Here is an 11,979-nt window from a genome sequence, read left to right as displayed (position 1 = left end):
GTATGCGCGGGGTGCGCTGCTGCGGCGGGGAGAAGGTGGGGTGGGCGGCGTCGGGGTCGGCCAGCGCGTCCCGCAGAAAGGGCAGGATGCCGCGTTCGAGCAGCGCTCTGCGCCACGCCGCCCTGGCCAGCGACAGTTCGTCGGCCGGTTCCCCGCCGCCCGGATCGTCCGCCGCGGTGTCCGTGGCGCCGTTGCGCAGCGCCGTGACGAGGATCCCGACGGCCGCGCAGAGCAGTCCGGCCGCCGCGACGGCGCCGAAGAACCAGCCCGCCGTCAGGAGGGTGTCGGCGAAGGCGAGTGCCGGGTCGAGGACCTTCAGTACGGCCCCGACCAGCAGGAAGATCAACGCCGCCGCGCCCGCGAGCACGGGGGCGAGGACCGTGACGATCGCGACGATCCCCGCGCCCGGGCCACTGGTCCCCGGGTCGCCGTCCCCCGCGAGGACGGCGCCCATGACCCGGGCGCCGGCCGGGGAGCGGCCCTCTTCGCGGACCTTCACGAAGTGGTCGTACTCGACCGCCGCGGCGGTCGTGATCAGCGCTGTCGCGCTCAGGGCCATCGCGCGCAGCTGCGCGATCGTGAGCCGTTTCCCGATCTCGGCCAGATCCGGACGGTCGTGCGCGTTGCGCAGTGCGTCGTCGAGGATGCGCTCGTACTCGGCGCGGTCCTCGGTCAGCAGGTGCGGAGCCACGTTCATGTGCATCCCCCGATGCTCCGTAAGGCCGGATTGACCGCGGAAAACGGGCAGTTGGGCGGAAACGGAGGAGAGCCTGCTACTGGTGATCCGATGGTATTGCCGTTACGCCACAGGGTGACAGGGGGTTTCCGGAAATCGCCTTCCCCGGATGCGCAGGGTTATGCCTCAGTCCTGCAGCGGGAGTTGGACGACCAGCAGCTTTCCGGCCATGGTCACTCCGCCGTCCATGGCGATCGCCAGACCGTCGGCGTAGACGTGCGGACCGTCGACGACCGGGTCCGAGCCGCTCTCGCCGTCCTCGGTGCCCACCTGGCCGAGCAGGTACGGGATGGGGCTGTGGCCGTGTACCACGCGCCGGCCGCCGTAGGTGCCGAGCAGCTCCTGCACGGCCTGGGGTCCGGCGTCGTCGCGGAAGGCGAAGCGCTTGGTGAACTTCCGGAACAGGTCCCAGACCTCGTCCGCGTCGTTCCGGGTCAGGATCTCGTGGACGGTCTCGTTGACGTCCTCGATGGTGCTGCCGTAGTCGAGGTACGCGGTGGTGTCGGAGTGCATCAGGAGGTGCCCGTCCTCCTCGACCACGGCGTCGAGCCGGGACATCCACTGCAGGTGGACGTCCTGGAGGCGGTCCATGTCGTACTTCTGGCCGCCGTTCAGCAGCCAGGCCGCCTGGAAGGTGGCGGTGCCCGCGCCGGAGTTGACGGGGGTGTCGGCGAAACGCTTGGCCCCGATCAGCAGGAGCTCGTGATTGCCCATCAGGGCCTTGCAGTAGCCGCCGGCGGCGGCCGCCTCGGCGGACAGGCGCATGACGAGGTCGATGACGCCGATGCCGTCGGGGCCGCGGTCGGTGAAGTCGCCGAGGAACCACAGGCGGGCGTTGCCCGCGGCCCAGCGGCCGTCCGCGTCGATGAGGCCCTGCTCGCGCAGCGCGGCGAGGAGTTCGTCGAGATAGCCGTGCACGTCGCCGACCACGTAGAGCGGTCCGGGGCCGTCACCGGCCGCCGGGGCCGGTGCGGGGGCCGTCTCGGGCTCGACCTGGACCTGGACGGTGTCCCCGCGGTTGATCACCGGGAGGTCGCGTTCCGTGGGGGTGTACCCCTCGGGCATCTCGCCCTCGGGGAAGGCGTTGCCGGGGTGGCCCGTGGCGACGGCGACGATGGACGAACCGGTCCCGGCGACGTGGCCGAGGTGCAGGGTCGGCGCCGAAGGGCTGTGCACGGGCCGGTCGGCCTCGGGAACGGTGCCGTCGGCGCCCGCACCCTCGGCCGGCACGACCACGGAGCCGCCCGCGGGCGGCTCGGCGGCCTGGCCCTGCACGGGTACCCGGGCGTACGGCGGTACGCGGAAGTCACGCAATGTCGCCGTGCGCACCACGGGTTCCTGCCCGGCCCCCTGAGTCATCGACCCCTCCACCACCGTCGCGATGCCCTGCACATCACGGACCGACCTGGTCGGGGTGGTCCACGATGTCGTGCGCCCATCATAGGAATGAGGGTCCTCCTGTGTGACGCACCAGGGGTGATGAATCCGGGTCCACTCCGGGTTCATCGGTTGTTTCGCCCGAATTGGGAAGGTCCAGGCCAGGGAAGGTTCCTGGCCGGGCCCGTGTTTCGGGTCGGATCGTGGCGGCACGGGAGGGCGCCTTCCATGGGAAACGTGCCGGTCCCGCGCGCCCCGGAGCCCCGCGCGCCGGTGTGTCCGTCCGTTTCCGGAGCAACGTCACCGGATCGTGGTGCGTGATCCGGTGACGCTGTGCGTCCGGATCCCGACGGGGGATCCGGACGCACAGCGCTAATTTCGCGACACGCCCTAGTCCTTCGAGGGCGACCGGGGCGGGCTGACGGTGGTGCGCGGCGAACGCCTCTGCGAGGACGTCCGCACGATGAGCTCCGTCGGTATGACCCGCTCGATCGGTCCGTCGGTGTCGATCCCCTCGATGGCGTCGATGAGGAGCTGGACGACGGCCGTGCCGATCCGGCGCGGCTTGAGCGAGAGGGTCGTGATGGGCGGTTCGGTGTTGGCGTAGACGGTCGATTCGCTGCAGCAGACCAGCAGCAGATCTTCCGGTACCCGCAGCCCGTAGCGGCGGGCGGCGGCGAGCAGATCCGTCCCGTTCGGGTCGAAGAGCCCGTAGACGGCGTCGGGTCGGTCCGGGCGGGCGAGCAGCCGGTCGGCCGCGACGGCGCCCGCGCACGGATCGTGCGCCGGATAGGCCTCGTAGACGGGGTCCTGTCCGACCCGCTCGCACCAGTCGAGGTACGCGGTGGTGGACAGGCGGGTGTACGTGTCGGTGGTGGTGCCGGTGAGGAGGCCKATCCGGCGGGCGCCTGCGGCGGCGAGGTGGTCGAGGAGGTCGAGGACGGCGGCTTCGTGGTCGTTGTCGACCCAGGCGGTCACCGGGAGGGTGCCGGCGGGGCGCCCGTCGGAGACGACGGGCAGGCCCTGGCGGACCAGTTCGGTGACGACCGGATCGTGGTCGGAGGGGTCGATGACGACGGTGCCGTCGAGGGCGACGTTCGACCAGACGTCATGGCGGGAGGTGGCGGGCAGGATGACCAGGGCGTAGCCGCGCGCGAGCGCGGCCGAGGTGGCGGCTCTGGCCATCTCCGCGAAGTACGCGAATTCGGTGAAGGTGAAAGGTTCATCCCCGTAGGTCGTCACGGTCAGGCCGATGAGGCCCGACTTGCCGGTACGGAGCGTGCGGGCCGCCGCGGATGGGCGGTAGCCCAGCCGGTCTGCGACCTCGCGGACGTGGCGGCGGGTGGCGTCCGGGAGCCGGCCCTTGCCGTTGAGCGCGTCGGAGACGGTCGTGATGGACACTCCGGCGGCGGCGGCCACGTCCCGGATGCCCGCTCGTCCCTGCCGGCTCCCCCGGGTCTGTGCCCGGCTCACCTGGTGCTTCCCTGCTGCTGTCATGGCGAGCCGATAGTAGGGCGAGGGCGGGTGGTTGGGACGGTCGCATATGCACGCGTTGACAGGCACGTTTCTGCATGATCAACAAGCCTCAATCGCCGTGGAAATCAATGGTGTTGGGGGTTCAGGCGTGGGACCTGGGCTTGTCGACGCGTATGAGCCTGCCAAGGGGGGCAGGTCTCGAAGAGGTCTCAACTCACCTCTACGGGGGATGCGCGCCACGGCGCCCGCCACCGGCGCGCGCCACCGGGGCCCGCGCTCCCCCGGTTCTCCACAGCGTGTCCCGTCCGTTGTCCACAGCCCATTCGCAGCGGAGGCGAATCCTCATAAGGTGAGGAGTATTGGTGGTACGGACGGTCGAGGAGGACCACAGTGAGTGCAGTGAGCGAGACCGGCGGGACGAGCGCGGGCGGCCCGAGGCTGCGCGCCGTGCTGGACGGCATCCCCACCTACAAGCCGGGCAAGCCGGCCGCCGCGGGCGGGCCGGTCGCCTTCAAGCTGTCCTCCAACGAGAACCCGTACCCCCCGCTGCCGGGTGTCATGGAGAGCGCGCTGGCCGCCGCCGCGCAGTTCAACCGGTACCCCGACATGGCCTGCTCCGGCCTCATGGAGGAGCTCGCCGAGCGCTTCGGCGTGCCCCTCTCGCACCTGGCCACCGGCACCGGCTCGGTCGGCGTCGCCCAGTCGCTGATCCAGGCGACGGCCGGCCCGGGCGACGAGGTCATGTACGCCTGGCGGTCGTTCGAGGCCTACCCGATCATCACGCAGATCAGCGGGGCGACCTCCGTGCAGGTGCCGCTGACCGACGGCGAGGTGCACGACCTCGACGCGATGGCAGCGGCGATCACCGAGCGGACGCGGCTGATCTTCGTCTGCAACCCGAACAACCCCACGGGCACGGCGGTGCGCCGTGCCGAGCTGGAGCGCTTCCTGGACCGGGTGCCGTCCGACATCCTGGTGGTCATCGACGAGGCGTACCGCGAGTTCGTCCGTGACTCGGACATCCCCGACGGGATCGAGCTCTACCGTGACCGGCCGAACGTCGCCGTGCTGCGCACCTTCTCCAAGGCGTACGGCCTGGCCGGGCTGCGCGTCGGCTTCGCGATCGCCCACGAGCCGGTGGCCGCGGCGCTGCGCAAGACGGCGGTGCCGTTCGGGGTGAGCCAGCTGGCGCAGGACGCGGCCGTGGCCTCGCTTCAGGCCGAGGACGAGCTCCTCGGGCGGGTCGGCTCGCTGGTGGCCGAGCGCGAGCGGGTCCACGCCGGGCTCGCGGCCCAGGGCTGGACCGTGCCGGACACCCAGGCGAACTTCGTCTGGCTGCGGCTCGGCGAGCGGACGATGGACTTCGCCGCGGAGTGCGAGCGGCACGGTGTGGTGGTGCGGCCGTTCGCGGGGGAGGGCGTGCGCGTCACGATCGGTGAGTGCGAGGCGAACGACCTGTTCCTGAAGACGGCGGAGGGCTTCCGCCGGGACGCCTGACGGCTGTCCCGTCCCGCGGCGTGGGTCGGCGCACGGCGTCGGCCCGCCCTCGGCCGGGTCCGCGACGACGAGGCGCCGCCCGGGTTCCGTCCGGGCGGAAGGGCGCCGCTACCCGTGGACGGCCTCGACCCGGACGGGGTCGCCGTCCCTGACGGTGGCGAGGACACGCGGGTCGCCGTCCAGCGCGCCCAGCAGGTTGCAGGGACTCGCGAGCCGGCACTCTCCCGCGAACTCCGCCGGGGGAGATCCCCAGCCCTGGGAGATGGGCGTCGGTCCGTAGGGGAGGGCGAGCGCGTCCCCCTCGGTCCAGAAGGCCACGGTGCCCGGCGCCACCACCTGTCGGGCACCGGCTTCGACGACGGCGGAGACCGGTGTGTCGAAGTAGACCTCCTCGCCCCAGGTCCGGGCGGTGGAGGAGATCGGAAGAGCCCCCGCGAGCGCCTTGCTCGTGGGGGTTTCCTCCAGGGTGGCCGTGATCTGTCCGGCCGGCCAGGAGATACGTATCCGAAGGCTCATAGCCCGGATTCAACAATATGTTGAAGGTCTTGGGAAGAGGTGGCCTTCGGTAGGGGGACCCCCCTTGCCGGTACGGATTTCGTATGAGACATAATGCTTGTGAATGTGAACGCGTTCACAAGCGTGTCCCGGTTCATACCGGGATGGGTGGGATTCAAGGGGCACACTGCCCCTCATGACCACGGCGTGTAAGGAGAAGTTGACGTGGACCTAGCTCTGGCGCCAGAGACTTTGGCGCGCTGGCAGTTCGGCATCACCACCGTCTACCACTTCCTCTTCGTTCCCCTGACGATCTCGCTCGCCGCGCTCACCGCCGGACTGCAGACCGCCTGGGTGCGTACGGAGAACGAGAAGTACCTCAAGGCGACGAAGTTCTGGGGCAAGCTCTTCCTGATCAACATCGCGATGGGGGTGGTCACCGGCATCGTGCAGGAGTTCCAGTTCGGCATGAACTGGTCCGACTACTCCCGCTTCGTCGGTGACATCTTCGGGGCGCCCCTCGCCTTCGAGGCGCTGATCGCGTTCTTCTTCGAGTCCACGTTCATCGGTCTGTGGATCTTCGGCTGGGACAAGCTGCCCAAGCGGATCCACCTCGCCTGCATGTGGATGGTGTCGATCGGCACCATCCTCTCCGCGTACTTCATCCTGGCGGCCAACTCCTGGATGCAGCACCCGGTCGGCTACCGCATCAACGAGGAGCGGGGCCGGGCCGAGCTCACCGACTTCTGGCAGGTGCTCACCCAGAACACCGCCCTCACGCAGTTCTTCCACACCATGACGGCCGCCTTCCTGGTGGGCGGCGCGTTCATGGTCGGCATCTCCGCCTTCCACCTGGCGCGCAAGCGGCACATTCCGGTGATGCGGACCTCCCTGCGCCTCGGCCTGATCACCCTGATCATCGCCGGCCTCGGCACCGCGATCAGCGGTGACCTGCTCGGCAAGGTGATGTTCAAGCAACAGCCGATGAAGATGGCCGCCGCCGAGGCACTCTGGGACGGCGAGGCGCCCGCACCCTTCTCCGTCTTCGCCTACGGAGACGTGGAGAAGGGCCACAACACGGTCGCCATAGAGATCCCGGGACTGCTGTCCTTCCTCGCGAACGACGACTTCAGCTCGTACGTCCCGGGCATCAACGACGTCAACAAGGCCGAGCAGGAGAAGTACGGCCCCGGCGACTACCGGCCCAACATTCCCGTCGCCTACTGGGGCTTCCGCTGGATGATCGGCTTCGGGATGGCCTCGCTGGGCATCGGCATGCTCGGTCTGTGGCTCACCCGGAAGAAGTTCCTGCTGCCGCCGGGGATGCGGACCGGTGAGGACGAAGTGCCGAACCTGGTCCTGTTCAAGCGGAAGGCACTCAGCCCGCGCCTGACCAAGTGGTACTGGATCATCGCCCTCTGGACCATGCTGTTCCCCCTGATCGCCAACTCCTGGGGCTGGATCTTCACCGAGATGGGCCGTCAGCCCTGGGTCGTGTACGGCGTGCTGCGCACCAGGGACGCCGTCTCCCCCGGTGTCTCCCAGGGCGAGGTCCTCACCTCGATGATCGTCTTCACCCTCCTCTACGCCGTACTCGCCGTGATCGAGGTCCGCCTCCTGGTGAAGTACGTCAAGGCCGGACCGCCCGAGCTCACCGAGTCCGACCTCAACCCGCCCACCAAGATCGGCGGGGACGACCGTGACCCCGACCGGCCCATGGCCTTCTCGTACTGAGGCTCAGGAGATCGAGGCATGGAACTCCACAACGTCTGGTTCGTACTGATCGCCGTCCTCTGGATCGGCTACTTCTTCCTCGAGGGCTTCGACTTCGGGGTCGGCGTCCTGACCAAGGTGCTCGCCCGCGACCGTGCTGAGAAGCGGGTCCTGATCAACACGATCGGCCCTGTCTGGGACGGCAACGAGGTGTGGCTGCTGACCGCCGGCGGCGCGACCTTCGCCGCGTTCCCCGAGTGGTACGCGACACTCTTCTCCGGCTTCTACCTGCCCCTGCTGATCATCCTCGTGTGCCTGATCGTGCGCGGTGTCGCCTTCGAGTACCGGGTGAAGCGTGCCGAGGAGAGCTGGCAGCGCAACTGGGAGCAGGCCATCTTCTGGACCTCGCTGATCCCCGCCCTGCTGTGGGGTGTCGCCTTCGGCAACATCGTGCGCGGCGTGAAGATCGACGCGCAGAAGGAGTACGTCGGGACCTTCTGGGACCTGCTCAACCCGTACGCGATCCTCGGCGGCCTGGTCACCCTCACCCTCTTCACCTTCCACGGGGCGGTCTTCGCCGCCCTCAAGACGGTGGGGGACATCCGGGTCCGGGCACGCTCGCTGGCCCTGAGGCTGGGACTGGTCACGGCCGCGCTCGCCCTCGGCTTCCTGATCTGGACCCAGGCGGACAAGGGCGACGGCTGGAGCCTCGTCGCCATGCTGGTCGCCGTGGTCGCCCTCGTCGGAGCGATCGGAGCGATCAAGGTGGGACGCGAGGGCTGGTCGTTCGCCCTCTCGGGCATCACGATCGCCGCCGCGGTGGCGATGCTCTTCCTGACGCTCTTCCCGAACGTCATGCCGTCCTCGCTCGACCCGGCGTGGAGCCTCACGGTCACCAACGCCTCGTCGAGTCCGTACACCCTGAAGATCATGACGTGGTGTGCGGCGATCGCGACTCCGCTGGTGCTGCTCTACCAGAGCTGGACCTACTGGGTCTTCCGGAAGCGGATCGGCACGCAGCACCTCGCCGACGCCGCACACTGATGTCCGCGACACCTGCCTCTCCCGAGGGATGTTTCACGTGAAACCGATCGACCCGCGTCTGCTCCGGTACGCCCGGGCCACCCGTTTCTTCCTGGCGGCGGTGGTGGTCCTCGGTCTGGCCGGGGCGGCGCTGGTCGTCGCCCAGGCGATGCTCATCGCCGAGGTGGTGGTGGGTGCCTTCCAGAAGGACCTCGCGGTGTCCGGCCTGGCCACGCCGCTCCTGCTGCTGGCGGGAGTCGCGGCGGGGCGCGGGCTCGTCTCCTGGCTGACCGAGCTGGCCGCCCACCGGGCCAGCGCGGCGGTCAAGTCGGATCTGCGGGGACGGCTGCTCGCGCGGTCGGCCGCCCTGGGGCCGGGGTGGCTCAGCGGGCAGAAGGCAGGGTCGCTGGTCGCGCTCGCGACCCGGGGCGTGGACGCGCTCGACGACTACTTCTCCCGCTATCTGCCGCAGCTGGGTCTCGCCGTCGTGGTTCCGGTCGCGGTGCTGGCGCGGATCGTCACCGAGGACTGGGTCTCGGCCGCGGTCATCGTCGTCACCCTCCCGCTGATCCCTCTCTTCATGGTCCTGATCGGGTGGTACACCCAGGCGCGGATGGACCGGCAGTGGACGTTGCTGTCGCGGCTCTCCGGGCACTTCCTGGACGTGGTGGCGGGACTGCCGACGCTCAAGGTCTTCGGCCGGGCGAAGGCGCAGGCCGAGTCGATCCGCGCCATCACGTCCGAGTACCGGCAGGCGACGATGAGGACGCTGCGGATCGCGTTCCTGTCGTCGTTCGCCCTGGAACTCCTCTCGACGCTGTCCGTGGCGCTGGTCGCGGTCGGCATCGGCATGCGGCTGGTCCACGGCGACCTCGACCTGTACACCGGCCTGGTCATCCTGATCCTGGCGCCCGAGGCCTATCTCCCGATCCGGCAGGTCGGAGCGCAGTACCACGCGGCGGCGGAAGGTCTGGCCGCGGCGGAGGAGATCTTCGAGGTCCTGGAGAGTCCGGCGCCGCGGGGCGGCACGGCCGCCGTCCCCGCCTCCGCCGGCCTGGAACTCGAGAACGTGACCGTACGACACCCGGGGCGGGCGGAGCCCGCGCTGGATGCGGCCTCGCTGACGGTGGCCCCGGGCGAGACCGTGGCCCTGGTGGGGCCGAGCGGGGCGGGCAAGTCCACCCTGCTCGATGTCGTCCTGGGCTTCGCCACCCCGGAAGCGGGCGGCACGGTCAGGGTCGGGGGTGTGGACCTCGGCACGCTGAGCCCGGAGGAATGGCGCTCGACGATCGCCTGGGTGCCTCAGCGCCCGTACCTCTTCGCGGGAACCATCGCGGAGAACGTGCGCCTCGCCCGGCCGGACGCCTCCGACGAGGCGGTGCGGCGGGCGCTGGCGGACGCCGGCGCGGACGACTTCGTGGCCGAGCTCCCGGAGGGGGCCGGAACCCCGCTGGGTGAGGACGGTGCCGGACTGTCGGCGGGCCAGCGCCAACGCCTCGCTCTCGCCCGGGCCTTCCTGGCCGACCGGCCGTTGCTGCTGCTGGACGAGCCCACGGCGGCGCTGGACGGGGAGACGGAAGCGGCCGTGGTCGACGCCGTCCGCCGGCTCGCGCGGGGACGTACGGTCCTGCTGGTCGTCCACCGTCCGGCGCTGCTCGCGATCGCGGATCGCGTGGTACCCATCGGCTCCGCCCAGGCCGCGGCGGCGGAGGCCGGGCCGGGTACCGCCCCCGGCACGCCGCAGCCGGTCTCCGAACCGGCCGACGCGATCTCCGCACGGGCCGGTTCGGCCGGACCGGGCGCGGCCCTCGAAGCGGCGACGGATCCGGTGGGCCCCGCGGACCGCGGCGCCCTCGCGCGGGTCCGAGCCATGGCCGGCGGGCTGAAGGGGCGGATGGGCCTCGCCCTGCTGCTCGGCAGTCTGGCGCTCGGCTCCGCCGTGGGTCTCATGGCGGTGTCCGGTTGGCTCATCTCGCGGGCCTCCGAACAGCCGCCCGTCCTCTATCTGATGGTGGCCGTCACCGCCACACGGGCCTTCGGCATCGGGCGGGCCGTGTTCCGTTACGCCGAGCGGCTCGTGTCCCACGACGCCGTGCTGCGGATGCTCGCGGAGCTGCGCGTCGCCGTCTACCGGCGTCTGGAGCGCATCGCCCCGGCGGGGTTGCGCCGGACCCGGCGGGGCGATCTGCTGTCCCGCCTCGTCCAGGACGTCGACGCCCTCCAGGACTACTGGCTGCGCTGGCTGCTTCCGGCCGGCGCCGCCCTCGTCGTCGGGGCCGGCTCCGTCGGCTTCACCGCCTGGCTGCTGCCCGAGGCGGGAGCCGTGCTCGCCGCGGGCCTGCTGACCGCGGGTGTGGCCGTCCCGGCCGTCAGCGGAGTGCTGGCCCGCCGGGCCGAGGGCCGGCTCGCGCCGGCCCGCGGCACGCTGGCCACCACCGTTGTCGACCTGCTCCGCGGCTGCGCCGAACTGACGGTCGCCGGCGCCCTGAACGACCGGATCGGCCGGGCCCGGGCCGCCGACCGCACCCTCACCGCCATCGCCTCCCGGCAGGCCGCCGCCACCGCACTCGGCGCCGGGCTCTCCGCGCTCGCCTGCGGCCTGACGGTCGCCGCCGCGGCGGTCGTGGGCGTTCAGGCCGTCCACGACGGCCGGCTGGCCGGAGTCACCCTGGCCGTCGTCGTCCTGACGCCGCTCGCCGCCTTCGAGGCCGTCACCGGTCTCCCGCTCGCCGTGCAGTACCGCCAGCGCGTGCGGCGCAGCGCCGAGCGGGTCCACGAGGTGCTCGACGCGCCCGTGCCCGTGCACGAGCCGGAGCACCCCGCCGCGCCTCCGAAGAGCCCCTTCCCGGTGCAGGTCGCCGGTCTCTCCGCCCGCCACGCGGGCCAGGCGCGGGACGCGCTCAGCGACTTCACGCTCACCCTGGAGGCCGGTCGCCGGGTCGCCGTCGTCGGCCCGTCCGGATCCGGCAAGACGACCCTCGCCCAGGTACTGCTGCGCTTCCTGGACGCCGGATCGGGCACCTACCGCCTCGGCGGGACCGAGACGTCCGCACTCGACTCCGACGACGTCCGGCGCCTCGTCGGACTCTGCGCCCAGGACGCGCACACCTTCGACAGCTCGCTCCGGGAGAACCTGCGCCTCGCGCGTCCCGGCGCTCACGACGACGAGCTGCGGACCGCCCTGCGCCGGGCCCGGCTCCTCGACTGGGTGGACGAACTGCCGCACGGGCTCGACACCCTGGTCGGAGAGCACGGCTCGCGGCTGTCCGGCGGGCAGCGGCAGCGCCTCGCCCTCGCCCGGGCGCTCCTCGCGGACTTCCCCGTCCTGGTGCTCGACGAGCCGGCCGAGCACCTGGACCTGGCCACCGCCGACGCGCTCACCGACGATCTGCTGCGGGCCACCGAGGGACGCACCACCGTGCTGATCACCCACCGCCTGCGCGGACTCGACGCCGTCGACGAGGTGGTCGTCCTCGACGAGGGGCGCACCGTGCAGCGCGGGACGTACGCGGAGCTGGCCGGGGCCGAAGGGCCGCTGCGCCGGATGCTGGAACGGGAGAGGGAGAGCGACCGGCTGCTCACCGCGCCGCGGTAGAGGCGCCCCGACGGTCCGGGGCGGGGGCGCGTCGGCGGACGGTCCTCGAGTGACGAGATCGAGCGGC

Annotated in this window: 8 protein-coding genes; 4 read left to right on the top strand and 4 right to left on the bottom strand. The window is 71.2% G+C overall.

All coding sequences use genetic code 11. From position 1 onward, the window contains the following. From EAO71_RS18680 to EAO71_RS18670, 3 genes are all read right to left on the bottom strand, one after another. Window positions 1-703, bottom strand: a 703-nt coding sequence (locus tag EAO71_RS18680; RefSeq protein ID WP_187282705.1) for a hypothetical protein, incomplete at its 3' end; no start/stop codon positions are given. Between the two features lie 159 nt (window positions 704-862). Continuing rightward, complete coding sequence (locus tag EAO71_RS18675; protein WP_147978751.1) at window positions 863-2,095, bottom strand: metallophosphoesterase; 1,233 nt, start codon at window positions 2,093-2,095, stop codon at window positions 863-865. Window positions 2,096-2,503: 408 nt separating this feature from the next. Beyond that, on the bottom strand, window positions 2,504-3,610 hold the full coding sequence (locus EAO71_RS18670) for a LacI family DNA-binding transcriptional regulator (protein ID WP_147978750.1): 1,107 nt from the start codon (window positions 3,608-3,610) through the stop codon (window positions 2,504-2,506). A gap of 378 nt (window positions 3,611-3,988) precedes the next feature. On the opposite strand from EAO71_RS18670, the gene hisC reads away from it, so the two are divergent. Further along, on the top strand, window positions 3,989-5,086 hold the full coding sequence (gene hisC, locus EAO71_RS18665; protein ID WP_147978749.1) for a histidinol-phosphate transaminase: 1,098 nt from the start codon (window positions 3,989-3,991) through the stop codon (window positions 5,084-5,086). Between the two features lie 108 nt (window positions 5,087-5,194). Here hisC and EAO71_RS18660 read toward each other — a convergent pair whose 3' ends face one another. Then, complete coding sequence (locus EAO71_RS18660) at window positions 5,195-5,602, bottom strand: cyclophilin-like fold protein (protein ID WP_147978748.1); 408 nt, start codon at window positions 5,600-5,602, stop codon at window positions 5,195-5,197. Between the two features lie 204 nt (window positions 5,603-5,806). Between EAO71_RS18660 and EAO71_RS18655 the strand changes: the two genes are divergently transcribed. The 3 genes from EAO71_RS18655 to cydD are packed head-to-tail and all read left to right on the top strand — an operon-like array spanning window position 5,807 to window position 11,912. Beyond that, window positions 5,807-7,315: a cytochrome ubiquinol oxidase subunit I gene (locus EAO71_RS18655; RefSeq protein ID WP_147978747.1), complete on the top strand. Its 1,509-nt coding sequence runs from the start codon at window positions 5,807-5,809 to the stop codon at window positions 7,313-7,315. An 18-nt stretch (window positions 7,316-7,333) separates the two neighbouring features. After that, complete coding sequence (cydB, locus tag EAO71_RS18650; protein ID WP_147978746.1) at window positions 7,334-8,338, top strand: cytochrome d ubiquinol oxidase subunit II; 1,005 nt, start codon at window positions 7,334-7,336, stop codon at window positions 8,336-8,338. Between the two features lie 37 nt (window positions 8,339-8,375). Continuing rightward, complete coding sequence (gene cydD, locus EAO71_RS18645) at window positions 8,376-11,912, top strand: thiol reductant ABC exporter subunit CydD (RefSeq protein WP_147978745.1); 3,537 nt, start codon at window positions 8,376-8,378, stop codon at window positions 11,910-11,912. Window positions 11,913-11,979 lie beyond the last annotated feature (67 nt).

The sequence above is a fragment of the Streptomyces sp. MS191 genome (assembly GCF_008042125.1).
In the GTDB taxonomy this organism is placed as follows: domain Bacteria; phylum Actinomycetota; class Actinomycetes; order Streptomycetales; family Streptomycetaceae; genus Streptomyces.
Note: the sequence above shows the minus strand (reverse complement) of the source record. Positions and strands in the feature narration are given on the sequence as shown.